The organism is Thermodesulfovibrionales bacterium (assembly GCA_035686305.1).
Lineage (GTDB): Bacteria > Nitrospirota > Thermodesulfovibrionia > Thermodesulfovibrionales > UBA9159 > DASRZP01.
The window spans coordinates 1-25337 of record DASRZP010000115.1 but is presented as its reverse complement, the minus strand read 5'-3'; the positions used below and the strand labels follow the sequence as shown (position 1 = coordinate 25337).

Sequence of the window (25337 nt, the reverse complement as noted above, 5' to 3'; positions counted from 1 at the left end):
AGTCTCACCATGTTAGGCCCGTCACAGAGCGCCTTTTCAGGCTCGGGATGGACCTCGAGGAAGAGCCCGTCAACGCCGACAGCAACAGACGCCCTCGCGAGGGGCTCTGCAAACTCCTTCTGGCCTCCTGAGCAACTCCCCTGTCCACCTGGCAGCTGAAGGCTGTGGGTGACATCGAATATCAGGGGATAACCGAAAGAACGCATGACTGGAAAACCCCTGAAATCCACGACGAGATTGTTGTATCCGAAGGACGTACCCCTCTCCGTGATGAAGAGATTGTGATTCCCCGTTGACGTGAACTTATCGATAATGTTTTTCACATCCCAGGGTGCGAGGAACTGACCTTTCTTTATGTTCACCGGCTTGCCCGTATTTGACGCAGCAAGGACGAGATCGGTCTGTCTGCAGAGAAAGGCCGGTATCTGCAGCGCGTCCAGTACCTGCGAAGCGACCCAAACTTCGTCCACAGAGTGAACATCGGAGATTATGGGAACGCCGGTCTTTGTCCTTACGTCAGAGAGGACGCGCAGGCCCTTGTCGATTCCCGGTCCCCTGTAAGCGGAGAGAGAGGTGCGGTTTGCCTTGTCGTAAGAGCTCTTGAATACCAGGGGAAGCCCGATCCTGTTGCAGACATCCTTCAGTCTCCGCGCTGTCGAAAGGGTGGTCTCCTCGCTTTCGATCACACAGGGACCCGCGATAATGAGCGGCAGGTCATCGCCGACAGACACATTATGGATGGTAACCTTCCGCACGGCTCTCGGAGCTTACGTCTTCTCTTCCGTAACCTCGGGGAAAAGGGCCCTCTTTTCTTTAATGGCTGCCCCGATGAACGCCTTGAAGAGGGGATGGGGTTCAGTCGGCCTTGATTTGAATTCGGGATGGAACTGGCATCCAAGAAACCATGGATGGTTCTCTATCTCGGTGATCTCGACTAGTTCTCCGTCAGGACTCGTCCCGCTTATCTTCATTCCCAGTCTCGTCAAGATGCCTTTATATGCATTATTGAACTCGTAGCGGTGCCGGTGGCGCTCTGATATCTCCTTCGTCTGATATGCCCTGAAGGCCTGCGTGTCCGGCTGGATGATACAAGGGTACGCACCGAGCCTCATCGTACCGCCTTTCTCAGAGGACTGAGACCTCTCCTCCGTCGTTCCCTTCCTGAAGTCATACCATTTCTCCATGAGGTATATGACGGGGTCTTTCGCATTCAGGTCAAACTCGCTGCTGTTTGCTGAAAGGCCGCAGACATTCCTCGCGAACTCTATGACGGCACACTGCATGCCGAGACATATGCCGAAATAGGGTATCTTCTTTTCCCTTGCGTAACGCACTGCGTCGATCTTTCCCTCAATGCCCCGGTACCCAAAACCGCCTGGCACGAGTATCCCATCAACTTCAGAGAGGAATTTCTCCGGGCCGTGCACTTCGATCTCTTCAGAATCGACCCACTGGAGGTCGACCCTTGCGTCGTTGGCTATCCCGCCGTGGATGAGGGCCTCGGTGAGGCTCTTGTAAGAGTCCTTGAGCCCCACGTATTTTCCGACGATGGCGATGGTCACCTCTTCCTTCGGTTCCTTGATCTTTCTTACGATGTCTCTCCACGGGGTAAGGTTGGTCTCCCGGCAGGCCAGGTTCAGCTTCCTGACGAGGAGCTGATCGAGGCCCTCTTCGTTAAATGCCAGAGGAACCTCGTAGATCGTCTCGACGTCCCGCGCGGCGATAACTGCGTCGACATCGAGGTTACAGTGGAGAGCTATCTTTCGCTTCGCTTCAGGCGGGAGAGGAAGGTCAGTCCTGCAGAGGAGGATATCGGGCTGGATACCGATGGCCCGCAATTCCTTAACGCTGTGCTGGGTCGGTTTTGTCTTGAGCTCTCCTGCCGATTTTATGTATGGGACGAGGGTGAGATGAATATAGAGGACATTCTCCCTGCCGACGTCGTACCGCATCTGACGTATCGCTTCGAGGAAAGGCAGACTCTCGATATCACCGATCGTGCCGCCGATCTCGACGATCACTACATCGTTATTATTGCTGACCGACTTTATTGACCGTTTAATCTCGTCGGTAATGTGAGGCACCACCTGAACGGTGTCGCCGAGATAGTCGCCGCGCCGCTCTTTAGTAATGACATTGTAATAGATCTTTCCCGTCGTATAATTGTTCGCCTGGGAGGTCCTCATATGCGTGAACCGTTCATAATGACCGAGATCAAGATCGGTCTCTGCACCGTCGTCCGTCACGAACACCTCGCCATGCTGGAAGGGACTTAATGTTCCGGGGTCAACGTTGATATAGGGGTCGAGTTTCTGGATCGTGACCCTGAGCCCTCTGGTCTCGAGGAGGGCCCCCATTGCAGAAGCAGCGATACCTTTTCCAAGGGACGATACAACTCCACCGGTTATGAAGATAAACTTAGCCATGTTTCCGCCCTTTCTAGGTCCTGCGGGGTGTCGACCCCGATTATTTCGAACGCTGTCTCTTTCACCTTTATCGCGAAGCCATGTTCGAGCGCACGGAGCTGTTCCAGTTTTTCTATCTTCTCGAGGGCTGTCGGTTTCATCTCCGTGAGTCTGAGGAGCGCCTCTCTCTTGTAGCTGTAAATGCCGATATGCTTGTAAAACCGTGACCGGGCGGGCAGGGGGTTTTGGGAAGGGCGGACGTTCATACGGCTGCTCCCCGCCTCCATGAATCCCTGTCCCGGCATCAGCTCATGTCTTGCCCCGCTATCTCTGTGATAAGGGATCGGCGCCCTGGAGAAGTACAGTGCAAAACCGTTCTCGCCGAAGACCGCTTTCACAACATTGGGATCCATGATCTCTTCGGGTTCTTCTATGCTCTTTACAAGTGTTCCGATGTCGGCACGGCTGTCGGAAAGGAGGCTGATCACATCATCGATCATCTGGGGCCGTATGAGAGGTTCGTCGCCCTGAACATTCACAATTATATCATAGTCCATCGATCGTGCGACTTCTGCGACCCTGTCTGTCCCGGACGTATGGTCAGAGGATGTCATGACACTCTTCCCGCCAAAGGAGAGTACCCTTTCGAAAATGGTTTCACTGTCTGTAGCAACGACCACCTCGCCGGCAAGGACCGCCCCCAGTGAGTTTTCGTAGACATGCTGAATAAGGGGTTTTCCTTTCAGGGGGGCAAGAGGTTTTCCCGGGAATCGGGTTGAGTCGTAGCGGGCAGGTATTACGATGAGAACAGACATGGCTTGCGATAATTATATACGATAATCGTCAAATTTGAAACACCCCTACCCAAGGCCGCATTCACTTTACCTTTTCTCGTTCAATCTGACATAATAATAGCCCTTAAAGGAGAACTCCTTTGGATCTTACGAGCTTGATAAGCCATCTGCTCCTGGCCGCCTTGCCGATTTTGGTGGCAATAACCTTTCATGAGGTTGCCCACGGTTTCGCCGCGTATAAGTTAGGTGATCCTACGGCAAAGATGCTGGGCCGGCTCACGCTTAACCCCTTAGCCCATATAGATCTCTTCGGCACCGTCATCATTCCGGTCATGCTCTTTATCCTCTCAAACGGGACATTTATGTTCGGTTCGGCTAAACCCGTGCCGGTAAACTTTAACAACCTCGGGCATCCGAGGAGGGATTCCGCTCTTGTCTCTGCAGCCGGTCCTGCCACAAATGTCTTCATAGCCTTCGTCAGCATACTGCTGCTTGCATTGATCTTTAAGCTTTCTCCCCAGTCGGCGCCTGAGCTTGTCGAAAGAGTTATCAATCCCCTTCAGAGGATGCTGCAGTACAGCATAGTCTTCAATATCTTCATCGCAGCCTTTAATCTCATTCCCATTCCCCCCCTTGACGGCGGAAGGATCGCGGTAAGCCTTCTCCCTGCCCGGCAGGCCTATCAGTTCAGCAGGCTTGAACCTTACGGAATCGTGATCGTGATTCTTCTCTGGATAACCGGAATCGCTCAGTACATTATTGTACCGCTCCGGCTGCTTATCCAGGTTATCCTTAACATATTCCTCATACCCTTTGGGGGCCTGTTGTGAAGGACCGGGTGCTGAGCGGAATGCAGGCGAGCGGAAAGCTCCACCTCGGGAATCTCGTCGGAGCACTCCAGAACTGGGTCAGGCTCCAGGAACAGTATGATTGTTACTATTTTGTTGCAGACTGGCATGCCCTTACCACGGGGTATGCCCATCCTCAGGGGATACGGGAATCGACCCGGGACCTCCTTCTGAATTTTCTTGCCGCAGGACTGGACCCCGAGAAATGCACCATATTCATCCAGTCGAAACTCTCCGAGCATGCGGAACTGCACCTTCTCCTTTCTATGATCACCCCGTTGGGATGGCTTGAGCGTGTGCCGACTTATAAGGAAAAGATCCAGGAGCTTAAGGAGCGCGACCTTTCTACCTATGGCTTTCTCGGGTATCCCCTCCTCCAGACAGCTGATATTATCATCTATCGGGCAAAGTACGTTCCCGTCGGAGTCGACCAGGTCCCTCATCTTGAGATATCCCGGGAGATCGCACGGAGGTTTAACAACCTTTATCGGGAGGTCTTCCCCGAACCTGAAGCCCTGCTGACGGAGTTCCCCAAGGTTCCCGGTGTTGACGGGAGGAAGATGTCCAAGAGCTATGATAATGCAATCTATCTCTCTGATACCCCTGACGTGGTTGAGCAGAAACTGAGGACCATGATGACGGACCCTGCCCGCAAGAGAAGGACGGACATTGGAGACCCTGAACTTTCTCCTGTCTATCAGCTCCATAAGATCTTCTCTTCAAAGGAGGAACAGGAATACGTCGCCCAGGGATGCAGGACAGCGGGCATCGGCTGCATCGACTGCAAGAAGATCCTCATAAAGAATGTATCCCGTATCATGGAGCCGATATGGAAGCGGAGAGAGGAACTCATCAAGAATCCCGATACAGTGACCGAGATCGTCAGAAAGGGAACCGAAAAGGCGAGGAAGGCCACGGAGGAGACGATGAGCCTTGTCCGTGAAGCCATGGGTCTCTCTTAAGAAGACTTGCTGCGCCAGAAGATGGTCGCAGAGGCGCCTTTTGGGCGATGGTGCTTACTGAAAAGGACTTTTTCTCGCCCTGCAAAGTTCAGGACGTCGGGCAGTGCTGATATGGATTTTTTGCGGGCCGGCTACGTATAATAAGAAAGGTGGTTGGCCTCTTGTCTTGTCTCAAGATTTTTTCTTTTTCCCGAAGCGCACCCGTCATGATAGCAATATCTTGTTCTGGAGGAAGTGTGAATGAGTATCACGGTAAAGAATAAGAAGCTCAGTGCCTGGATCAAAGAGGTGGCGGATATGTGCCGGTCTGACAATATCTATGTCTGCGACGGTACCAGGGAAGAGTATAACCTCATGATGGAGAAGTTGAAGGCCATGGGCAGTGCCATCACGCTCAGGAAGCGGCCCAACAGCTATCTCTTCCGCTCTGATCCGAGCGACGTGGCCCGTGTCGAGGACCGCACCTTCATCTCTACATCATCGAAGGATGAAGCGGGCCCGACAAACAACTGGATCGATCCCGCAGAACTGAAAGAGACCATGAAGGGTCACTACAAGGGTTGCATGAGAGGCCGTACCATGTATGTCATCCCTTTTTCCATGGGGCCCATCGGTTCTCCCATCTCAAAGATCGGGGTCGAGATCTCTGATAGTCCCTATGTGGTCTGCAACATGCATATCATGACCCGCGTCGGTTCCCGGGTCATGGAACTCCTCGACGGAGGTGAGGATTTTATCCCCTGCCTCCATTCGATCGGAGCTCCTTTGGCGCCTGGACAGAAGGACGTGCAATGGCCCTGCGCACCGATAGAAGAGAAATACATCAGCCATTTCCCCGAGGAAAACCTCATCTGGTCATACGGCTCAGGTTACGGCGGGAATGCCCTCCTTGGCAAGAAGTGCCTGGCCCTCCGTATCGCCTCTGCCATGGCCAGGCGGGAAGGATGGATGGCAGAGCATATGCTCATACTCCGTCTGACGAACCCTGAAGGGAAACAGTATCACATCGCCGCTGCCTTCCCTTCCGCATGCGGCAAGACCAACCTCGCCATGATGCAGCCTTCGATTAAGGGCTGGAAATGCGAATTCATCGGTGACGATATCGCATGGATGAAGATCGGCGCAGACGGACGCCTCCATGCCATCAATCCTGAGCGCGGCTTCTTCGGAGTGGCCCCCGGCACGTCCTACGACACGAATCCTATGGCCATGGATACCCTCAGGGAAAATGTGATCTTCACGAACTGTGCCCTGACCGATGATGGAGACGTCTGGTGGGAGGGCATGACCGATGAAATCCCATCACACCTCGTCGACTGGAAGGGCCGCGAATGGACTCCTGAAAGCAACGCGGACGCTGCCCATCCGAACGCCCGCTTCACTGCGCCCGCGTCGCAGTGTCCCGTCATCTGCAAAGACTGGGAAAGCCCTGAGGGCGTTCCCATCGACATCTTTATCTTCGGCGGAAGGCGCGGCAGTGTTGTGCCCCTTGTCTATGAGGCCTTCTCCTGGGAGCATGGAGTTTTCCTCGGTGCAACGGCTGCCTCGGAGACGACCTCTGCCAACATCGGCGCCGTCGGCAACCTGAGGAGGGACCCCTTTGCCATGAAGCCCTTCTGCGGCTACAACATGGGTGACTACTTCCGGCACTGGCTCACCATGGGCGAGAGGCTTGGCACCAAGGCGCCGAGGGTATTCTACGTGAACTGGTTCAGGAAAAATCAGGACGGGAAGTTTTTGTGGCCGGGCTTCAGCGACAACAGCAGGGTACTCAAATGGATGTGCGAACGCGTTGACGGCAGGGTCGGTGCACAAGAGTCACCCATCGGCTTGCTGCCCCGGAAAGGAGATCTCGACCTTTCGGGACTCGCCATAGCATCAGAGGACCTGAAAGAGTTAATGAGTGTTCGTTCTATAGAGTGGAAAGCAGAGGTGCCTGATATCGAGGCCCATTTTGCTACCTTCGGGAGCCGCCTGCCGGAAGAGCTGAAGAGCGAGCTCAAGAGGTTCAAGGACCGTCTTGCATAACCCCTTGCCAGGGGATTACTCATAAACTGACCTCATGGAAAAGGTGACAGCAAGGAAGACCCTCGTCAATGTTTTGGGGGTCGTCTACGTCCATACAAAGACGAGTGACGGCGGAGACCTCTATCTTACCCCCTTTGCAGAGGCGAACCACAGGCATCTCGAGATAGAGAACTGGTACGAAAAGAGCTGGTTCAATACTCACAAGATACGGCTTCTCGGTACGAGCTCTGTCTACAAGGTTCCCACAAGAGAGATAGACGGCAGGAGCCTTGATCTGGTCGTGAAGAACTGCCGGGTGGGTGAAGACGTTCCCATCGATACCCATATCCTGGAGGAAATCTGTGATGCAGAGTTCAACAGCCCCTGGGAAGAGTTTTCCCTGGTCATGGAACTTCTGGACAACCTCTACAGACCGAGAGAGGCGAAGGTGAACACCCAGCTGCCGATGGCAATCTATGTGCCTCCTGAGACCATGCAGGTCTGGCAGAGCGGGAGATCACGAATCAGGATCAACCGTATCAAGGCAAAGCACCCCGGAATCCATCTTGATATCCTGAAACAATACAAGCTCATCTATGAATGGATCAGGGGCCACAATCTGAGAGAAGTATTCGAGCATATCGATATCAACCATGATGAACTTGTCAGTCATCTCACCAGGATCAATTATAAGGCCCTCGGCGATCTTAAGAGGAAGGGATACCTTATGGCTGATATGAAGCCCGAGCATATTATCCTGAGCGAGGAAGACACGAAAGGGATTGAGGAAATCGGGCGAGGACAAGATATCCATGCTTACAAGAAGCAGGTCGATCTCGTGTACGGGCTGATCCATGACGGTAACTATTCTTTGATCGATTACGAACTGCTCCTGCGGACCCCTGAGCATGAAGATGAAGTGAAGAATTCGCGAAGATATTCCTACCTCGATGATCTGAGACATCGTTTTGACCCCGCCCCGCTCCCTGCCCATCTCTCTCATACGGAGATTCTTGGCGTGCCCTATCTTTACGGACATGCAGAGAGCACCGGCGGCCGCCTATGGGTGGTGGGAAGGAACCCTCACCTCTTCGATTATTTCCTCCCTGAGCGGTGGAGGAAGACCCCTTCCCTCAGGTTGTCCGAATCCAAGGAAGTCTTCTATACCATAACAAAGGACAACATCCACCTCGTCTGGGAAACGTCAAGGGTCGGCGAAATGCCCATGGGAGAAGAAGAGGGTTCCCGGGATCCCAAGGTCCGTCAATACGGAATAAACAGTCCCTTTGAGGAATTTGCCATTGCCCATACCCTGAACCGCCTCGGCATTCCGACGGTCTATGTGCGCGCGATCTACATGACGGGGAGCACGAAGGTGGAGGCGTCTACGGACATGAGGAAATACGAATCTCACAGAGACCTTCTGGACCCGGAAGGCAATCCCGTCCTCCAGGAAAACCATAATTACATTACCATCCGGGGCTATTACAACGGGCCTGATCAGTGGGTTGCCGAACACCGTAACGCCTTATACACCCCTGTGGATCTCTCAAAGGCCCTCGACAGAGGGCTCATCGATGAGTCGCGCTCTGCGATGTTTCTCGAGATCGTAAAAAAGAAACTGGGGGAGTGCGGCTTTGACGGTTCTTCATTGCGAACCAACGATCTCCTCTTGGCCATAGACCCTCAGGGGGAGATCATGAAGGACAGTTCTGGGGAACCGGTGGTCATTATCTGCAATCTCGAACTCATATGGAAGATCACCGGAGACGATGGGATTCATGGATGAAGAGACCGGGCTCTGAGGTCATGAATGCGCTTTATTGCGGATCTCCATATCCATTCACGATATTCGAGGGCAACGAGCAGGGACATGTCCCCCGAAGCCCTCTGGAAATGGGCGCAATTCAAGGGGATCTCGGTAATCGGAACAGGAGACTTTACTCATCCCCAATGGCTCGACGAACTCCAGGAAAAAGTCGAGCCGGCAGGGCAGGGTCTCTTCCGGCTAAAGAAGAAGTTTTTGTCCCGTGATGTTCCCGAGTCATGCAGGGCAGACGTCTTCTTCCTCCTCTCTGCTGAGATCAGCTGTGTCTACAGCAAAAGGGGAAGGACCCGGAAGGTACATTCGATCATTCTCGTTCCCGGATTTGGTGATGCGCAGAAAATCAACAGAATCCTCTCGGGGATAGGAAACCTCACGTCAGACGGGAGGCCCATTCTCGGGCTCGACGCGAAAGAGCTCCTGAAAATCGTCAGCGATGTATCTCCCGATGGGATGCTCATCCCTGCCCATGCCTGGACCCCTCATTTCTCGGTCTTTGGCGCTGCATCCGGCTTCGACACCCTCGAGGAGTGCTTTGAAGACTTGACCCCCTCTATCCTCGCCATTGAGACGGGGCTGTCCTCTGATCCTGCCATGAACCGGCGGCTTTCCGCACTCGACAGGGTAACCCTCCTATCAAATTCCGACGCCCATTCACCGGCCAAAATAGGACGGGAGGCAAGCATCTTCGACACAGAGCCCTCGTACCCTGCGATCAGAGAAGCGCTCAGGACAAGAAAGGGCTTCCTCGGCACCATAGAATTTTTCCCTGAGGAGGGGAAGTATCATTATGACGGTCACCGGAGCTGTGGCGTAAGCCTCACGCCCGAAGAGACGATGAAACATCGCTACCTCTGTCCCGTCTGCGGGAAGAAGGTTACGATCGGCGTGATGCACAGGGTCGAGAAACTTGCAGACAGAGAGGAGGGTTTCAGGCCGGAGGGGGCGCCCGGGTTCTCTTCCGTAATACCTCTCCCCGAGATTATAGGAGAAACGCTGAAGGTCGGCGTGAACAGCAAAGCTGTTGAGAAGGACTATTTTTCGCTGCTCGAAAGGCTCGGAAATGAATTCAGGATATTGTTGGAGTGCTCCGTCCGGGAGATCGAGAAGGCAGGCTCTTCCCGAATCGCCGAAGCCATCTCCCGAATGCGTTCAGGTGATGTCCATATCGCGCCGGGGTTTGACGGAGAGTTCGGAAAGGTGAGGATTTTCGAGGACGTCAAGAAAAAAAAGGGAAAGAGGCAGAGACCGTTATCCTGAGCCTATGCCCAGTCAGGTAAGGATGAAAGGTCATATCTGTCGCTTCCTTCTCACGTACAGCCACGAAGTAATGCCGGCCAGGAGCGTGGTCATGCCGAAAATCAGGGAGGGAGGAAGTTCGATATAGACAATCTTCTCCGCATAGTGGGATATGAATGAACCGGTATACGACAGGGTCGGGTCGTGTTTTGATCTCAGCCAGGTCTCGAGATAGGTTAAAGGACAATACCAGTTGAATGCCTGAATAATGAGGGCAAAGGTCAACCCCGTAATATGAATACGCTTTACCTTCTTATTTTTCATCCCCCAAAAGACGCCAAAGATGAGAAAGAGTATCCATAAAAGATGAACAAAAAGAACCGTATCCGCCAGGAGTTTATAACCCATAGCGACAAATTCTTCATATCCTTCGAGCTTGGTTCTTCAGTATATAAGCCAAGACCTCATGAAGATCTTTGAAAAGCATGATCTCGTTGTTCGCATATTCCCTGTTCCATGGAAACAACAGGCCAACACCCAATGCCCCGGTTTCGACGGCCCTTTCCAAGACCAGGGGAAAGTCATCGACCACAACATCAATGGGCATGGTGAACAACCTGGTCTTATGGTGGGAGAGGTGCAGCACGTCATAGACAAGGCCGTGTTTCTCAAGCCATCTCTCCGTTTGCTCCCTGAAATCTCCTGACCTGTGGCTTGCTATGGTAATGTGATAACCATGTTCCCTGAGCGCCGAGAGGAATCCCCTGGCTTCAGGGTAAGGCCGATATCTGTCGCTGTCCTGATTGAAGTGTATGGTATCAATGGTCCTGAAGAAATCCTCCTCCGAGCAATACCCTTGCCAGAGGTCCCAGTGTGTCCAGGCATCAACGGTCGGGAAGCGCCTGTTAACCTTTTTCAATTCTTCATATAAGGCGTCGCAGAATTGCCATAAGGTGTTGTCTATATCGATGATTGCATTCTTAGACATTCTTGCGCTTGCTCCGTGAAAGACTATCAGGCCGTTGCGAACCGCTGCATCAACTGACCTATTATAATCGAGGCCGGCTCCAAAATGATAACAGGTAACCATGAGAAATAATTTTGCGGATTGATCCAGAAGACCCGATCCTGCATTCCCCCCTCATTCCAGGAAAGCTCCACAGGAAGAGGGTCCTTTAACATTATCCTTGACAGTGAACAACCGTTCACCTATAATGAACTCATGAAGGCAACGGGCGCACGGGAAAGCAGGCTCAAGGCAAGGATCAGGGATATATCCGGCTTCTATCGAGAGAAGGGGAGGATGCCGAGCTTTTCTGAAATCGGACAGATGGCAGGCATGCAATCAAAGAACGCGGTCTTTAAACTCATCAACAGACTCGAAGGCCTCGGCATTCTTGAGAGAGACGAGAAGGGAAGGCTCATTCCAAGGTCAATGGCAGGTTCGATCAGAGTGTTGGGTACCGTGGAAGCAGGTTTTCCAAGCCCTGCTGAGGAGGAACTGGCAGACACCCTGTCCCTCGACGACCTCCTGATACAGAATCGCCAGGCAACGTTTCTCCTTAAAGTGTCAGGAGACTCGATGTCCGGCGCTGGCATCCTTCCCGGCGACATGGTGCTGGTTGATAAGGGCCAGACACCAAAGAGCGGGGATATCGTCATCGCCGAGGTCGACGGAGCATGGACGATGAAATACTTGAGAAAGCGCGGAGAGAGCGTGACCCTCATCCCTGCAAACCCTAAGTATCAGGCGATCAAACCGAAGAAAGAACTGAAGATTGCCGGTGTCGTGACAGCGGTGGTGAGGAAATATAAGTAAGTCGATCAACTTGCGAGTTTTTCTGAATTCTGATATTCTAATTTCAGAATAAGAGGAGAAGGAGGTCTGGGATGGGTGTCGCAAAAACAGCCATAGCAGAGATAAAGTCCCGTGGCCAACTGACGATCCCGAAAAAGATAAGAGAATCAAGCCACCTTGAAGAAGGACAGGTGGTCTCTATCATCCCTGTGGGAGACTCGGTCATCGTCACGCCGAAGAGACTCGATCTCGACGAGGCGCGGAGGCAGATCAGAAAGATCATGAAGGCATCGGGGCTTTCAGAAAAAGAGTTGCTTGATGGGCTTGAAGAGGAAAGGGAAGCGCTTTACAAGGAAAAGTATGACAAGAAAAGGCATTAAGGTCTTCCTCGATTCGAACGTCATCATCTCAGGTCTTTTCTCTGATAAAGGCGCGCCCCGCATCATTCTTGACCTTTTATGCCTCGGCCTCCCCATGCTTGCCTGTACAACAGGAGAATATAACATCATCGAAATCGAGCGGAACCTGACGAAGAAAATGCCCGATGTGCTTCCGGCATACAGGGAATATCTTCCCCTGCTGAACCTCGATGTCATACCTCTTCCTTCGCCGGGAGAGATAAAGAAGCTCTTCGGTCTCACTTCCGACAAAGACATCCCTGTTTTAGCTTCAGCCATCATCGGCAACGTCGATTTTCTTGTAACAGGTGACAAAAAAGATTTCATCAAGCTGAAAGGGAAACGCTCCTTTAAAATCTTAAGTCCTGCTGAATTTCTTGATAGTATTCTCCCTGAGGTTCTTAAGGTTTTTGGAGAAGGAAAAGGGGTGACGGTGAAGAAGTAATGTTTTTATGGAGTCTTCTGATAACATAATGCTTGAGAAACTCCCAAATTTAGAAGATGACGGCCTTATTACACCTCAAGTCGGCTTATGGGCTGAGTATAAAGTGGCGTTTGGAAGAAACGAAATGGGAGAATTTCGGTTATTTCTTTGCCGATCTTTTCGGTAGGCAAATGAAGACGTTAAGCTATTTTTACGAGGGATTGGCCGATATGGTGCACGTAAGATCAACTGAGAAAAATCTCCCGTTATATCACCTTGCTTTCTTCAGTCGCAATGAATTAGGCAAAAAATTTTGGAAGGAGGCAAGAAAGTACAGCGATGACCAACTTGATTTGCTGTAGCTTTCTGAGGAGATATGGCGCGGCTTTCTAAGATAGAGTGGACCGAACAGACATGGAATCCGACGGTGGGATGCAGCAAGATATCTCCCGGTTGCGCGCACTGTTACGCAGAGGTCATGGCTCGAAGGCTTAGGGCGATGAGAGTGAAAGGCTACGAGAACGGCTTTAAGCTTACCCTGTTGCCTTATCGCCTTGAGGAGCCACTGAATAAAACCAAGCCGACCGTCTACTTTGTGAATTCTATGAGTGACCTGTTTCACGAGGGTATCCCTGTCGATTACACCAGCCGAGTCTTTGATGTGATTCGGCAGGCAGAGCAACATACTTTTCAGGTGCTCACAAAAAGAGCTGAACGCATGGCAGACTTTTTTAAACACTATCAGCCGCCTTGCAACGCTTGGTTGGGAGTGACGGTTGAAGACAAAAAACACGGTCTTCCACGTCTCGACTGGATTCGTCAGGTCCCAGCGGTTGTCCGCTTCGTTTCTGTTGAACCTCTGCTGGAGGATTTAGGCGAGATAAACCTGAAAGGGATTCACTGGGTTATCGTCGGTGGCGAATCAGGACCGAAGGCCCGGCCGATGAGGCGGGAATGGGTGGTAAACATAAAGCGTCAGTGTGAGCAACAGAAAGTCGCCTTCTTTTTCAAGCAGTGGGGTGGCTGGGGGGCCGATGGGAAAAAACGGGCCAAAAAACACAACGGCCGCTTGCTTGAAGGTAGGACGTGGGATGCTGTGCCTGCTGGACATTTATATTGTTCGCCAGCGGTGGAGACAGTCTGAGATGATAAGAGACTGATAAACAATATGACCGCAAATGTAATAGAACAATACCTGACCGAGATAGCAGAGGTCCGTGCAACACGGGCCAATGCTCCGGAAACGTCGTTTTATCCCGCGCTGGAGAAACTCCTTACCCATATAGGCAAAGGCCTGAAGCCCAAGGTCAGGTGCGTCATCAATCTGGCAAACCGGGGCGCAGGACTGCCGGATGGCGGGCTTTTCACAGCCGATCAGTTCAGCCGCAAAGCGCGCGATGTCGAAGGTGGTGATAACCCATTTCTTGCGCAGAACCCCTCGCGGGGTATTATCGAGGCAAAGCCCCTTGACACGGATGTGAGACAGGTGGCCGGGACTGAGCAGGTCGAACGATACTGGAAACGGTATGGGATGGTGCTCGTCACCAATTTCCGGTCTTTCGCACTCGTCGGCAAAGATCCGTCCGGGCAACCTTCAATTCTTGAGTCTTTCTCACTGGCAGATTCAGAAAAAGAGTTCTGGCAGTTGGCGGCCCACCCGCGAAAGACTGCTACCGAGCGCGGGGAGCGCATGCTGGAATATCTCAGGCGCGTTCTGCTTCATAATGCGCCGCTCGCGCAGCCCAAAGACGTGGCGGCGATTCTGGCCTCCTATGCCCACGACGCCCGTCTGCGGATCGAGAAGGCGGACCTCCCGGCCCTTGCGAACCTGCGGCAGGCCCTCCAAGACGCTCTCGGGCTGCATTTCGAGGGAGAGAAGGGCGAGCATTTCTTCCGCTCGACCCTCGTTCAGACCCTCTTTTATGGCGTCTTTTCGGCGTGGGTTCTCTGGACGCGTCGTCATGATGGCTGGCATGTAAAGAAGACTTTTGCGGATACGATTCGTGAGCCGTCCGCGCCTTATGATGTCTCAGGTCCTTTCGACTGGCGCTTAGCACACTGGCTCCTGCGTGTGCCGATGTTGCGCGCTCTGTTTGTGCAGGTCGCCGATCCGTCCCACTTAGGTGCACTCGGTCTGATCGAGGTTCTCGATTGGGCCGCTGCTGCGCTCAACCGAGTGGACCACACCGAGTTCTTCAGTTCCTTCGACGAGGGCCACGCGGTGCAGTACTTCTATGAGCCCTTCTTGCATGCCTTCGACCCAGAGCTGCGCAAGGAACTCGGGGTGTGGTATACGCCAGAAGAAATCGTCCGCTATCAGGTTGAGCGCGTGGACTCCGTGCTCCGTTCCGAACTCAAGTTAGCTGACGGCCTTGCTGACCCCAATGTTATTGTCCTTGACCCTTGTTGCGGTACAGGTGCATATCTGCGTGCTGTTCTGCGGCGTATTGCGGCAACGCTCCACGACAAAGGGGGCGATGCCCTCGTCGCCCACGACCTCAAGAAGGCCGCAAAGGAGCGAATTTTTGGATTCGAGATTTTACCTGCGCCGTTTGTAATAGCGCACCTGCAGCTTGGGCTGGAACTCGAAACCCTCGGTGCACCTTTGAGCGACGTCGGCGATCCGCCCGAGCGATCCGGTGTTTACCTCACCAATGCCCTTACCGGGTGGGAGCCGCCCAAGGAGAAGCCTAAGCAGATTGTATTCCCCGGCTTTCAGGAGGAGCGCGATGCTGCCGATAAAGTAAAGCAGGAGAAGCCCATCCTTGTCATTCTCGGCAACCCGCCGTACAACGCTTTCGCTGGTGTGAGTCCGGAAGAAGAAAACGCTTTGGTCGAACCCTACAAACAGGGACTTATCTCCGAATGGAGCATCAAGAAATTCAATCTCGATGATCTCTATATTCGCTTTTTCCGTCTCGCTGAGAAACGCATTGCCGAAAAAGGCGGCCGGGGCGTAGTGTCGTTCATTTCAAACTTTTCTTATCTCGGCGATCCATCGTTTGTGGTGATGCGTTCGCGGTTTCTCGTCGAATTTGATTCGTTATGGCTCGACTGCATGAATGGCGACAGCCGTGAGACCGGCAAGTTGACTCCGGCAGGCAAGCCTGACCCGTCGGTATTTTCTACGGAATGGAACCGAGAGGGTATTCGTGTCGGTACGGCAATCAGTCTATTCGTAAAAAAAGACAAGCAGCGAAAAGCCAGCACATCGCCGGTTGTGAGGTTCCGACACTTCTGGGGCACGGGTAAGCGGAGCGAACTTCTCGATAGCCTTGAAACTAAAGACTTTGACCAGCAGTATCAGGTTGCGACTCCGACAAAGGAGAATCGCTGGAGTTTTCGACCTTCAGAAGTTGCACCCCACTACCTCGAATGGCCGAAGATAATAGATCTCTGTGAAAAGCCACCATTCAATGGGCCAATTGAGCGTAGGGGGAATTCGCTGATTGTTTTTCCTGATCAGAAAACGAGACTTAAACTACTGGATAAGTATTTAAATAAAGGCGTGCCTGACGACCACATCGCAAGCTCTATTCCCGAGTGGATGACATCTTCTGGTGAATTTGATGCTGCCAAGGTACGACTAAAACTCAAAAGTGATGACAAAATTACTTACAGTCCTGACAACATTATTGTATATCCATTTAAACCATTTGATATTCGTATTGCATATCTTGATGCTCAAATAGCGCCGCTATTTTCGAGACCAGCGCCACAGTTGTTGAATCAGCGATTTCTAGGCAACCGGTTCTTTATAACGCGCGATACGGCCGACAAAGAACCCGAAGGGCCGCCTTTTTTGTTGTCGCCAATCGTATGCGACTACGACTGCATCTCCGGGCATGCGCGTCATTTTCCTCTCAGGCTCAAGGAATGGTCTGCCAGTCTGTCGCGCCGCAGTAAGACCGGCTCTCGGGCTTTACCAGGAATGGAACACGATTCGCAAAAGATCACTGCCAACCTCTCAGCCATCGCACGTGCGTATCTCACCGCGCTTGGTCTTCCTGATCCGGATGCGGACCAGTCAAGCGCCGAGGCGATCTGGTTCCACGCTCTTGCGATCGGCTATGCCCCGGCCTATCTGACCGAGAACGCCGACGGTATCCGGCAAGATTGGCCAAGGATTCCTTTGCCGAACAACAAGGATCTCCTCCTCGCTTCCGCAGAACTGGGGCGGCAGATCGCAGCCCTGTTGGATACCGAGACGCCGGTTACGGAAGTGACAACGGGAAATATACGTGACGATCTCAGAGGTATTGCGGTATTCGAGCGCGTGGACGGCAAACAGGCGAAGCCCGAGGCAGGAGACCTTGATGTCACGGCGGGGTGGGGCCATGCGGGCAAGGGCGGCGTCACCATGCCGGGGAAAGGCAAGATCATCGACAACGGTGAAGTGTTGGACATCTATCTCAACGACATTGCCTGTTGGCGAAATGTACCGAAGGCTGTGTGGCAGTACACTATCGGCGGTTACCAGGTTATCAAGAAATGGCTTTCGTATCGGGAGAAAGACCTGCTTGGCCGTGGCCTGACGGTAGAGGAAGTCAGGTACGTGATGGAGATGGCCCGGCGGGTCGCCTCTATTGTCGCCCTGCAGCCAACATTAGACGATAATTACAGGAACATTGTTGAAGCAACCTATCCTTGGCCAAAGAAATAAGTCGGCAGTATAGTGAACAGATGACTCTTATATCCCGAAAAGCGTATTAGTCTTATGGACAACACTCCCCTCACCATTCGTTCCTGGCCGCAGGCGATTCTCCACGTGGACGCCGACGCCTTCTTTGCCTCCTGTGAGCAGGCAATCCATCCGGACCTGAAAGCCAAACCGGTCATAACAGGGAAGGAACGAGGAATCGTCGCTGCCGCCAGTTACGAGGCGAAGGCAAAAGGGGTAACAAGAGGGATAAGACTCTCCGATGTCAAGAAACTCTGTCCAGATGCTATCATCCTCCCGTCGGATTATGAGACATACAGCCTCTTCTCTGTCCGGATGTTCGAGATACTGAGGCGCTTCTCTCCTGATGTTGAGGAATACTCCATAGACGAGGCCTTTGTCGATCTCACTGGTCTGAGAAGAAGCTTCCACGGCCCTTATGGAATGATTGCAAAGAAGATGCAAGATACGATCGAGAGGGAGCTTGGGATTACGGTATCGGTAGGGGTGAGCCTCTCGAAGGTCCTGGCGAAGATAGCCTCGAAACAGAACAAGCCCCACGGTCTCACGCTCATCCCTGGCAGGGAGATCCATATCTTCCTTGAGAATCTGCCGGTCGAAAAGGTCTGGGGTATCGGCCCGAACACTGCTGCCTTTCTCAGGAAGTTCGGGATCACCACCGCTCTCCAGTTCGCGCGAAGGGATCAGGGGTTTATTGATAAGCATCTCTCCAAACCTTATCGGGAAATATGGCATGAGCTGAACGGGAGGTCTGTCTATCCCGTCGTTACCGAGAGAAAGAGCACCTATCAATCAATAAGCAAGGCGAAGACCTTTACGCCGCCATCGGCCGACAAAACCTTCATTTTTGGCCAACTCTCCAGGAACCTCGAAAGTGCCTGCATCAAGGTCAGGAGATACAGGCTCGCAGCGACGCGGCTGATCCTCTTTCTCAGGACCCAGGATTTCAGGGACACGGGAATTGAGATGACCTTATGTCAGCCGACCGCTTTTCCGGCAGACCTTTTTGAGCCCCTGCGGAAGGGGTTTCTTCATCTTTACCAACCCGGTCACCTCTACCGTCAGACCGGCGTTGTCCTTGGAGGATTGCTTGCAGAAGAGAAGATCGAATATTCACTCTTTGATGACAGAGCACGGGTCGGGAAGATGTCGAGGATATACGAAACCGTTGATCATCTTTCGCAGCGTTACGGGAAGTACGCCGTTCACCACGCATCGAGCCTGCCGACGAAGCTTCAGTCACAACACGAGGGGGAGAGGGGGGATACGCCGGAGCGAAAGACCGATCTTTTCAAAGGGGAGAACAAAAGGCAGAGGCTCGCTCTCCCTATGCTCCATATCAAGGTGTGACGTCATCTCCAAAGTTTGTTCTGCCTGTGCTGGTTGGAAAGGCCTTCCCGCGGCTTGATGGCCAGACCCTCGGGGATAAACTCACCGCAGGTGCAGTTCCACCCTCCTTCGATATGCTCCTTATCGGTAAGGACGTTTCCGCAAGCAGGACAGAGGTTTCCGGCAGGGTCAATCTCCGGGTTGTCCATAGTCATTTTTCATTCTATCATACTATCCGCTGCTTATGTGTTAACTACTTCACTACGCTAAGCCGGCAGGAGGTGTCTGAGAGGACATTCGCCGCAGCGGGGGATCGACTTGCAGTAATATTTTCCCACCCTCACAAAGAGCGCGTGGTATTCATTGAAAAGTTCCACGTCTCTCTTCAGAGATGAATGAAAGAGGTTCTGAAAGTCGGCGTAAGATTCGTCATGATCCATGATCTTGTGTCTAGAGAGAACCCTCTTCGTGTATGCGTCGATGACAAAGACGGGTTTTTCGAGGGCATAGAGGAGAATCGAATCAGCGGTCTCCGGTCCGATACCCTTCACAGAGAGAAGCTCCTTCCTCAGGACATTCATATCCTCACCCTCCATCCTCTTCATCCTGCCGTGATAGTTTTCCATAAGAAACTTGATCAATGCCTTGAGTCTCTTCGCCTTGATATTGAAATAACCTGCGGGTCTGATTAATCGAGCGAGTCTGCCTACGGGCATTTCGTGCAGAGTCTTTGCATTCAGGGCAGAGGCTGATTTGAGATTCTGAATGGCTTTTTCGACATTCCCCCAGTTGGTGTTTTGCGTGAGGATTGCGCCGATAGCGACTTCAAAGGGCGTCTCACCAGGCCACCAATGCTGCGGCCCAAAGGCCCTATAGAGCTCATCATAATAACGTTGGAGGCCAGCTACTTTCCCTTTGTGAAAATTCATCTTCTCCGAGAGGGGGGTCATTTGTTCTTACTGCTCAACGAATACACAAAGGCCAGGATTTCGGCAACGGCCCTGTAAAGTTCGGGTGGTATCTCCTGGTAGAGGTCAAGGGAAGAAAGGATCTCAACGAGTTCCCTATCCTCCCGAATCGGAATATTGTGCTTCCTCGCGACCTCGAGGATCTTTTCGGCAACCTTTCCTCTTCCCTTTGCCGTTACCTTGGGAGCAGAATCTGTTCCGCGTGTGTATTGTAACGCTGCTGCCTTTGACCCTTTTTCTTTCGTCAAATCGTTATGCGTATCCCTTCCTCCTTCTTCACTGTCCCCAAGACTATCTCTTCAGTGGTAAGATTCACGGCCTTGAGAGACATCCCCGCGTCGGCAAACCTCTTTTCTAGTAAGACTGTATGGGATTGAAGCAGTGAGCAGGTCTTTTCATTATCAACTTTGAAAGAGACGTAGAAGGAATTGTTATAAAGGGTGACGGAAATGGAGATCTTCCCAGCACGTTCAAGATCGAGGTTGACAGTACAATAGTAAGTGTTGCTCTTGTTGTCCGTATTCTTCGACTTTTTGAATATCACCTCGCCGTCTCTCAATTCATGCCATGAAAGCGGAAGAAAGGTGTAGAGCATATCGTTCATTTTTGAGGTAAGCTGGAAGACTTCGATATTCTTCGCTATCCTGTCTATGACCTGGGCTGCCTGCTCAGGCTTGATTCCCAGCATCTTGAGTGAGCCGATGACTTCAGGGTCCCTTATGATCTCTCGTGTCCTTAGAAGCAGTCCCTTCAGGTCCTCGGTTATTCCTTTGTCACGGGAAGAGCCATCTTTGCCTTCAAGCGGGGAATCGGCCAGGGTCCCCGGTTCTTCTGTCCGTACTTCTTCGCTCATCTCTGTCTGTTCCGGAGAGATGGTCTCTCCGTCCGAAGCACTCAGGGCAGCGAGTTTCAGTTTTGTCTCAAAGAGAATCCCGGAATTTTCTACAGATGTTTTTAGGAGCTGATTATTCAGACCTTCTATCTCGGGCAGGGTATCTTCGAGAAGTTTCAATTCCGGGAAGTCCGAACGGACTTTTTCCGGGAGAGATCTGAATATCTCTGTCAGGAGTCTCACATCCCTGCCGCTCAGTTCTGCATCCGAAAGACCTGAGAGCATCGTGAATATCCTTGCCGGGATCGCCGACTGGCCATCCTGCGGAAGGCTCTTCTGAGGCTCGATGTTCTGAGAAATACTCTTTGACTCGACGCCGAGAAACTGGAGTTTCAGATCGCCTTCAAATCCAAGAACTTTCAGGAGTACCATATCCCCTTTTGTTAACGGAATTTCCGATTTCGCGCTGATGATCTCTCTTCCGATCCTGAGCGATACGGTTCCATCCTTTACCATGTTCAGTACATCGGCTTTCAATGTGTCTCCGATGACGAAAGAAAGCGTTCTGCCGGTGGGTTTTACAAGGGTGAGGATCCCTCCGATACGGTCGATTGATGAGCTATCCATCCTTGACTTCCATGAGTTTAGATGAGTTATTATAGCAAATTCAACGAATTCTGAAGGGAGCACCTGATGCTTGACGTACGGTTTGTGAGAGAGAATGTCGGGATCGTAACCGAGGCCCTTAAGAAGAGAAATTATGCACTCTCCCTCTCAGAATTCCTTTCCATGGAGGATGAAAGGAGAACCCTGCTCAAAGAGTCAGAAGACCTCAGAAATAGGAGAAACTCCGTATCGGAAGAGATCGGAAGGCTGAAGAGAGAGAAAAAAGACGCAACAGTCCTCCTCGATGAGATGAAATCAGTCTCAGACAGGATAAAGGAACTTGATGATAGACTCCGTGATCTCGATGAGAAGATCAGGGAGTTTCTTCTCAACGTCCCGAATATTCCCCATGAATCGGTGCCTGTGGGAAAGGACGAGACGGAAAACGTTGTTGTGCGGACATGGGGAGACCCGAGGGAATTTGATTTCCCTGCCCTCAACCACTGGGACATTGCCGAGATGCTTCATATCATTGATTTTGACAGGGCATCGAAGATTGCGGGAGCCAGATTTGCACTCATGAAAGGTGCCGGGGCCAGACTCGAAAGGGCTTTGATGAACTTCATGCTCGATCTCAATACATCGAAAGGGTATACCGAGGTCTTCCCGCCGGTACTGGTAAATCGTGAAAGCATGATCGGAACCGGCCAGCTTCCGAAGTTTGAATTCGAGCTTTTCAGGGTCGCTGATGCTGAATTCTATCTTGTCCCTACGGCGGAAGTGCCTGTCACGAATATTCATCGTGATGAGATACTCCAGGAGAAGGACCTCCCTCTGTATTACACAGCGTACACTCCATGCTTCAGGCGCGAGGCTGGGTCCTATGGCAAGGACACGAGGGGCCTTATACGGCAGCACCAGTTCAACAAGGTGGAACTCGTTAAGTTTGCTAAACCTGAAGATTCCTATGGAGAACTTGAAACCCTCACCAGGGACGCAGAGGATATTCTTCAGAAACTGAAACTCCCTTACAGGGTCGTCGCACTCTGCAGCGGTGACCTCGGCTTTTCTGCAGCAAAGACCTATGATCTCGAAGTCTGGCTCCCTGGGCAGGCGAAGTACCGGGAGATCTCCTCCTGCTCTAATTTTGGAGATTTTCAGGCGAGGAGGGCCAATATACGATTTAAGCGGGAAGGAAAGAAAGGCACCGAATTCGTCCACACCCTGAACGGCTCCGGCCTTGCTATCGGTCGGACGGTTGTGGCGATCATCGAGAACTATCAGCAGAGGGACGGAAGCATCGTCATACCGGAGGTGCTGAGACCCTATATGAAGATTGACGTCATTCGGTAAAAAGTGCTTGACAAGGGTTTTCAATCTTCGGTATGGTTTGATTGGAAAGAAGGAGGAAACATGAGAAGAACTCAGGGAGGTTGTATTCTTGCCATAACCGTGCTTTCACTGATCTGTTTGTTTTTTGCTCCCGGTGCCTATTGTCAGGACCAGGAATTTAAGGAGCACACCGTTATCAGAGGTGAAACCCTCTGGACGATTTCTTCAAAGGAGATCACCGACCCTTTTCTCTGGCCCAAGGTATGGAAGGAAAACCCCGAGGTGAAAAATCCTGACCTCATTTATCCCGGTCAAAAGATCAGGATTCCCCTTTCTCTCCTTCAGAAAGAGGTCGCTCCCAAACCTGTTGAAAAGGCAATTGAGCGAGTCGAGGCAAGGCCCCAGGTGAAGCCCGTGACGAAGACGGCACGAGAGCCAGCAACGAAGAAAGTCACCCCCATTATGAAAAGCTATCTGGTCGACCAAGATACTCTTATCTCAAGCGGTTATATCGCCGACTCCATAACAGTCATGGGTGAGATTACCGGTGCGCCGACAGAGAGAAGCCAGTTTGGCAGAGGAGATGATACGTACATCAGGACCGCTGAACCGGTAAAGGCTGGTGACAGGTTCTATGTTATACGCTCAACAGGGAAGGTCAGGCATCCTGAAACGGGCGCCAATATGGGCGATGTCATCGAAATCGTCGGGGTCCTGGAAATTGTCGGAACAGAGAGTGGGCGGACAAAGGCAAAGGTAACAGCCTCTTTCGCAGAAGTAGTTGTGGGAGATGTCCTTGACAACTACTATGAGATGGAACAGCCTTTTCTTATAGATAATCCGAGGACCCTCTCCGTCAACGGCTTCATTGTTGCCACAAGGGAGAGACATGATATCAACAGCCAGAAGGATATCGTCTTCATTGATAAGGGACGAAGAGATGGTTTGGAAATCGGTGACATGATACCGATGATTTCGAGGAACACCTTTGATGTCCCCAACGGGACTATTCAGGTTATCGGCATGAAAGAAAGGACGGCGACAGCAATTGTCGTAAAATCCGAAAGAGAAGTCAAGGCAGGAGATAGGATAGGGAAGCCTTAGAAAAAAGGGAAAGATTGTCGACAGCATGAGCAAAGGAAACCCGCTTATCAGCGGGTTTCCTTTGCCACTACGTGGTTAAAATCTTGAGCGCTCTCAGCCTGCTCGGATGTTTCAGCTTTCTCAATGCCTTTGCCTCTATCTGACGCACTCTCTCCCTTGTGATAGACAGGTACCTTCCGACTTCCTCGAGGGTGTGGTCCCTATCAGCGCCGATCCCGAACCTCATCCGAATCACCTTTTCTTCCTTTGCGGTCAGTGTTCTCAAAACCCTTTGGATGTGTTCAGAAATCTCTATCCTTTCTGTGTCAGAATAGGGGGAAGGGCTGTTCTTGTCCCCGATAAAATCCTCGAGCTCCGTATCTTCATCTCCCACAGGAGTCTGGAGTGCAATGGGATCTTGAATAGCCCTGAATACTTCTTCGACCTTCCGTGTCGGCACAACAAGCTTCTGTGCAATCTCTTCATTGCTCGGTTCCCGCCCGAGCTGCTGCGTCAGCTCACGGGAAGCCTTAGTGACTCTGTTATAAAACTCCATCATATGGACAGGCACCCTGATGGTCTTTGTCTGATCAATGAGCGCCCGGGTAATAGCCTGCCTGATCCACCATGTTGCGTATGTAGAAAACTTGAAGCCCTTTTCATACTTAAACTTGTCGACGGCCTTCATGAGGCCAATGTTGCCCTCCTGGATGAGATCGAGGAGGGGCAGGCCTCTGCCGACATAGTTCTTCGCGATGTTGACCACCAGGCGGAGGTTTCTTGTTATGAGCTCATTCTTTGCTTCGGTAAGAAGGGCCTTGGCCTTCGACATCCTTCCATAAGAAACTTTGAGCTCATCGATCCTTACTCCTACCTCGGCCTCAACTTTCTTGTATTCCTGCTGAATCTCTTTCGCCAGAGCCTCGAGCTTGTCTGCATGGATCCCTTTCTTTTTCTTCTCTGATATGAGCTTCTTCAACTCCTTAAAGGAACCATACTTCATGATAGCCCTTTCAACTGCCTCTATGTGCGCCCTTAACTCCTCTATGCGCGCCACTGACTTCAGGAGCGCCTCGTCAGGACGTTCTTCTTCCGGGGGAATCTCTTCAGCCTCTCCGTCCAAGCTCGCCTCGATCTTTTTGTAGAGGGGGAGATTGGTGACAATCCTTTTTATGATCTCTCTCCCTTCTTCCAGTTTTTTGGCGAGCTCCGTTTCCTCGTCCTTGGTGAGAATCGATATATCGCCCATGGAATGGAAGTAGGCCTGTACGAGATCCTCCGTCTTTTCATATTCATCGAGTTCCTCTTCCTCAACCTCTTCTTCAGGAGGGAGAGCCTCTTCGTAGTCGACCACCTTAACGCCCATATCCTGGAGAAGGTCCATGAGGTCTTCGATTTCATCAGGAGAAAAGAATTCGGAGGGGAGTGCGTCATTTATCTCGTCATAGGTAAGAATTCCCCGCCTCTTACCCATGTCGATGATTTCTTCAAATATGTCTCTCTCTCTCATTTCTGGACCGTGTCACCTCGTCAATGCTATCATCATATCATAGAAATGATGATAGAAGAACTTCTTTTTTGTGAGAAGAAATGATACTGATGTACACAGTCATCTCCGCCCCAAGACACACAAAAGGGCCTTTTTGTAAAAAGGCCCTTTTCTTTTCCTTGACAACAGGAGGGAAGATGATAAGGGTCAAGCCTCACGGTCTATTAGTACTGGTCAGCTGAACACATTACTGCGCTTACACTTCCAGCCTATCAACGTGGTAGTCTACCACGGACCTTCAGGGGCATTGCTGCCCG

The 25337-nt window shown here is 51.8% G+C and carries 23 protein-coding genes and 1 rRNA gene; 13 read left to right on the top strand and 11 right to left on the bottom strand.

The features are described 5' to 3' along the window. From kdsA to kdsB, 3 genes are all read right to left on the bottom strand, one after another. Nucleotides 1–755 (bottom strand): 3-deoxy-8-phosphooctulonate synthase (gene kdsA / locus VFG09_13210; protein ID HET6516114.1); only part of this gene is annotated, 755 nt, incomplete at its 3' end. A gap of 12 nt (nucleotides 756–767) precedes the next feature. Further along, nucleotides 768–2426 carry a CTP synthase gene (locus VFG09_13205; protein ID HET6516113.1) on the bottom strand — a complete coding sequence of 553 codons (1659 nt, stop codon included), beginning with the start codon at nucleotides 2424–2426 and terminating at the stop codon, nucleotides 768–770. Further along, nucleotides 2405–3220, bottom strand: coding sequence for a 3-deoxy-manno-octulosonate cytidylyltransferase (gene kdsB, locus VFG09_13200; GenBank protein ID HET6516112.1), 816 nt, complete (start codon nucleotides 3218–3220; stop codon nucleotides 2405–2407). Before kdsB ends, VFG09_13205 begins: the two co-directional genes overlap by 22 nt. Before the next feature lie 119 nt (nucleotides 3221–3339). Between kdsB and VFG09_13195 the strand changes: the two genes are divergently transcribed. From VFG09_13195 to VFG09_13175, 5 genes are all read left to right on the top strand, one after another. Further along, nucleotides 3340–4029 carry a site-2 protease family protein gene (locus VFG09_13195; GenBank protein HET6516111.1) on the top strand — a complete coding sequence of 230 codons (690 nt, stop codon included), beginning with the start codon at nucleotides 3340–3342 and terminating at the stop codon, nucleotides 4027–4029. Then, nucleotides 4026–5009 (top strand): tryptophan--tRNA ligase, encoded by a 984-nt coding sequence (gene trpS / locus VFG09_13190; GenBank protein ID HET6516110.1) that lies wholly within the window; start codon nucleotides 4026–4028, stop codon nucleotides 5007–5009. Before VFG09_13195 ends, trpS begins: the two co-directional genes overlap by 4 nt. A 240-nt stretch (nucleotides 5010–5249) precedes the next feature. Further along, nucleotides 5250–7037 carry a phosphoenolpyruvate carboxykinase (GTP) gene (locus VFG09_13185; protein HET6516109.1) on the top strand — a complete coding sequence of 596 codons (1788 nt, stop codon included), beginning with the start codon at nucleotides 5250–5252 and terminating at the stop codon, nucleotides 7035–7037. Nucleotides 7038–7071: 34 nt separating this feature from the next. Beyond that, nucleotides 7072–8805: a hypothetical protein gene (locus VFG09_13180; GenBank protein ID HET6516108.1), complete on the top strand. Its 1734-nt coding sequence runs from the start codon at nucleotides 7072–7074 to the stop codon at nucleotides 8803–8805. Nucleotides 8806–8829: 24 nt separating this feature from the next. Continuing rightward, nucleotides 8830–10101: an endonuclease Q family protein gene (locus VFG09_13175; protein ID HET6516107.1), complete on the top strand. Its 1272-nt coding sequence runs from the start codon at nucleotides 8830–8832 to the stop codon at nucleotides 10099–10101. A gap of 30 nt (nucleotides 10102–10131) precedes the next feature. Here the strand turns inward: VFG09_13175 and VFG09_13170 are convergent, their stop codons facing one another. Beyond that, a complete protein-coding gene (locus VFG09_13170) occupies nucleotides 10132–10488 on the bottom strand; it encodes a DUF2784 domain-containing protein (GenBank protein HET6516106.1) in 357 nt (118 codons plus the stop codon). 13 nt (nucleotides 10489–10501) lie between these two features. Then, complete coding sequence (locus tag VFG09_13165; GenBank protein HET6516105.1) at nucleotides 10502–11068, bottom strand: hypothetical protein; 567 nt, start codon at nucleotides 11066–11068, stop codon at nucleotides 10502–10504. A 234-nt stretch (nucleotides 11069–11302) separates the two neighbouring features. On the opposite strand from VFG09_13165, the gene lexA reads away from it, so the two are divergent. From lexA to VFG09_13135, 6 genes are all read left to right on the top strand, one after another. Continuing rightward, nucleotides 11303–11899: a transcriptional repressor LexA gene (gene lexA / locus VFG09_13160; protein HET6516104.1), complete on the top strand. Its 597-nt coding sequence runs from the start codon at nucleotides 11303–11305 to the stop codon at nucleotides 11897–11899. Nucleotides 11900–11970: 71 nt separating this feature from the next. Continuing rightward, nucleotides 11971–12258, top strand: coding sequence for an AbrB/MazE/SpoVT family DNA-binding domain-containing protein (locus VFG09_13155; protein HET6516103.1), 288 nt, complete (start codon nucleotides 11971–11973; stop codon nucleotides 12256–12258). Further along, complete coding sequence (locus tag VFG09_13150) at nucleotides 12239–12721, top strand: PIN domain-containing protein (protein ID HET6516102.1); 483 nt, start codon at nucleotides 12239–12241, stop codon at nucleotides 12719–12721. The genes VFG09_13155 and VFG09_13150 overlap by 20 nt, the downstream gene beginning before the upstream one ends. Nucleotides 12722–13076: 355 nt before the next feature. Continuing rightward, nucleotides 13077–13844, top strand: a complete 768-nt coding sequence (locus VFG09_13145) for a phage Gp37/Gp68 family protein (GenBank protein ID HET6516101.1) — start codon at nucleotides 13077–13079, stop codon at nucleotides 13842–13844. Nucleotides 13845–13868: 24 nt separating this feature from the next. Continuing rightward, a complete protein-coding gene (locus VFG09_13140; protein ID HET6516100.1) occupies nucleotides 13869–17363 on the top strand; it encodes a type ISP restriction/modification enzyme in 3495 nt (1164 codons plus the stop codon). A gap of 54 nt (nucleotides 17364–17417) precedes the next feature. Next, nucleotides 17418–18731 (top strand): DNA polymerase IV, encoded by a 1314-nt coding sequence (locus VFG09_13135; GenBank protein HET6516099.1) that lies wholly within the window; start codon nucleotides 17418–17420, stop codon nucleotides 18729–18731. A 2-nt stretch (nucleotides 18732–18733) separates the two neighbouring features. Here VFG09_13135 and VFG09_13130 read toward each other — a convergent pair whose 3' ends face one another. From VFG09_13130 to VFG09_13115, 4 genes are read right to left on the bottom strand one after another with little or no spacing between them, the layout of a single operon-like run. Next, nucleotides 18734–18925, bottom strand: a complete 192-nt coding sequence (locus tag VFG09_13130) for a hypothetical protein (protein HET6516098.1) — start codon at nucleotides 18923–18925, stop codon at nucleotides 18734–18736. A 51-nt stretch (nucleotides 18926–18976) separates the two neighbouring features. Continuing rightward, complete coding sequence (locus tag VFG09_13125; GenBank protein HET6516097.1) at nucleotides 18977–19639, bottom strand: endonuclease III domain-containing protein; 663 nt, start codon at nucleotides 19637–19639, stop codon at nucleotides 18977–18979. Nucleotides 19640–19656: 17 nt separating this feature from the next. Further along, a complete protein-coding gene (locus VFG09_13120) occupies nucleotides 19657–19926 on the bottom strand; it encodes an EscU/YscU/HrcU family type III secretion system export apparatus switch protein (protein ID HET6516096.1) in 270 nt (89 codons plus the stop codon). Then, entirely contained in the window at nucleotides 19923–21137 is a 1215-nt protein-coding gene (locus VFG09_13115; GenBank protein HET6516095.1) for a flagellar hook-length control protein FliK, read from the bottom strand. The genes VFG09_13120 and VFG09_13115 overlap by 4 nt, the downstream gene beginning before the upstream one ends. A 66-nt stretch (nucleotides 21138–21203) precedes the next feature. On the opposite strand from VFG09_13115, the gene serS reads away from it, so the two are divergent. Then, nucleotides 21204–22469, top strand: coding sequence for a serine--tRNA ligase (serS, locus tag VFG09_13110; GenBank protein ID HET6516094.1), 1266 nt, complete (start codon nucleotides 21204–21206; stop codon nucleotides 22467–22469). A 60-nt stretch (nucleotides 22470–22529) separates the two neighbouring features. Further along, nucleotides 22530–23552: a LysM peptidoglycan-binding domain-containing protein gene (locus VFG09_13105; GenBank protein HET6516093.1), complete on the top strand. Its 1023-nt coding sequence runs from the start codon at nucleotides 22530–22532 to the stop codon at nucleotides 23550–23552. A 67-nt stretch (nucleotides 23553–23619) separates the two neighbouring features. On the opposite strand, the gene VFG09_13100 is transcribed toward VFG09_13105, so the two are convergent. Both VFG09_13100 and VFG09_13095 read right to left on the bottom strand, forming a co-directional pair. After that, nucleotides 23620–25041, bottom strand: coding sequence for a sigma-70 family RNA polymerase sigma factor (locus VFG09_13100; GenBank protein ID HET6516092.1), 1422 nt, complete (start codon nucleotides 25039–25041; stop codon nucleotides 23620–23622). Between the two features lie 182 nt (nucleotides 25042–25223). Continuing rightward, nucleotides 25224–25337, bottom strand: a 23S ribosomal RNA gene (locus VFG09_13095); the annotation flags it as partial.

Coding starts and splice junctions, on each gene's coding strand:
- VFG09_13205 (HET6516113.1), bottom strand. CDS start 2,426: ATGGCTAAGTTTATCTTCATAACCGGTGGAGTTGTATCGTCCCTTGGA.
- kdsB (HET6516112.1), bottom strand. CDS start 3,220: ATGTCTGTTCTCATCGTAATACCTGCCCGCTACGACTCAACCCGATTC.
- VFG09_13185 (HET6516109.1), top strand. CDS start 5,250: ATGAGTATCACGGTAAAGAATAAGAAGCTCAGTGCCTGGATCAAAGAG.
- VFG09_13180 (HET6516108.1), top strand. CDS start 7,072: ATGGAAAAGGTGACAGCAAGGAAGACCCTCGTCAATGTTTTGGGGGTC.
- VFG09_13175 (HET6516107.1), top strand. CDS start 8,830: ATGCGCTTTATTGCGGATCTCCATATCCATTCACGATATTCGAGGGCA.
- VFG09_13170 (HET6516106.1), bottom strand. CDS start 10,488: ATGGGTTATAAACTCCTGGCGGATACGGTTCTTTTTGTTCATCTTTTA.
- VFG09_13165 (HET6516105.1), bottom strand. CDS start 11,068: ATGTCTAAGAATGCAATCATCGATATAGACAACACCTTATGGCAATTC.
- lexA (HET6516104.1), top strand. CDS start 11,303: ATGAAGGCAACGGGCGCACGGGAAAGCAGGCTCAAGGCAAGGATCAGG.
- VFG09_13155 (HET6516103.1), top strand. CDS start 11,971: ATGGGTGTCGCAAAAACAGCCATAGCAGAGATAAAGTCCCGTGGCCAA.
- VFG09_13150 (HET6516102.1), top strand. CDS start 12,239: ATGACAAGAAAAGGCATTAAGGTCTTCCTCGATTCGAACGTCATCATC.
- VFG09_13145 (HET6516101.1), top strand. CDS start 13,077: ATGGCGCGGCTTTCTAAGATAGAGTGGACCGAACAGACATGGAATCCG.
- VFG09_13140 (HET6516100.1), top strand. CDS start 13,869: ATGACCGCAAATGTAATAGAACAATACCTGACCGAGATAGCAGAGGTC.
- VFG09_13135 (HET6516099.1), top strand. CDS start 17,418: ATGGACAACACTCCCCTCACCATTCGTTCCTGGCCGCAGGCGATTCTC.
- VFG09_13130 (HET6516098.1), bottom strand. CDS start 18,925: ATGACTATGGACAACCCGGAGATTGACCCTGCCGGAAACCTCTGTCCT.
- VFG09_13125 (HET6516097.1), bottom strand. CDS start 19,639: ATGAATTTTCACAAAGGGAAAGTAGCTGGCCTCCAACGTTATTATGAT.
- VFG09_13115 (HET6516095.1), bottom strand. CDS start 21,137: ATGGATAGCTCATCAATCGACCGTATCGGAGGGATCCTCACCCTTGTA.
- serS (HET6516094.1), top strand. CDS start 21,204: ATGCTTGACGTACGGTTTGTGAGAGAGAATGTCGGGATCGTAACCGAG.
- VFG09_13105 (HET6516093.1), top strand. CDS start 22,530: ATGAGAAGAACTCAGGGAGGTTGTATTCTTGCCATAACCGTGCTTTCA.
- VFG09_13100 (HET6516092.1), bottom strand. CDS start 25,041: ATGAGAGAGAGAGACATATTTGAAGAAATCATCGACATGGGTAAGAGG.